The sequence below is a fragment of the Acinetobacter geminorum genome, from assembly GCF_013009345.1.
GTDB classification, from domain to species: Bacteria; Pseudomonadota; Gammaproteobacteria; order Pseudomonadales; family Moraxellaceae; genus Acinetobacter; species Acinetobacter geminorum.
Genome location: NZ_JABELE010000072.1, coordinates 1 through 249, shown reverse-complemented (window position 1 = coordinate 249; position 249 = coordinate 1). Strand labels below are relative to the sequence as shown.

General features: G+C 66.7%; 1 protein-coding gene. It reads left to right on the top strand.

The genetic code is table 11. From position 1 onward, the window contains the following. The coding region (locus tag HJG58_RS18745) for an aldehyde dehydrogenase family protein (RefSeq protein WP_170249811.1) at window positions 1-249 on the top strand (249 nt) is incomplete at both ends.

Genomic DNA, 249 nt, shown 5'->3' with positions numbered 1-249 from the left:
AACTTCCCGGCGATGATCCCGCTGTGGATGTTCCCGCTGGCCATCGCCTGCGGCAACGCCTTCATCCTCAAGCCTTCCGAGCAGGTGCCGCTGACCAGCGTGCGGCTCGCCGAGCTGTTCCTCGAGGCCGGTGCGCCGAAGGGCGTGCTGCAGGTGGTGCATGGCGGCAAGGAACAGGTCGACCAGTTGCTCAAGCACCCGCAGGTGAAGGCGGTGTCCTTCGTCGGCTCGGTCGCCGTCGGCCAGTAT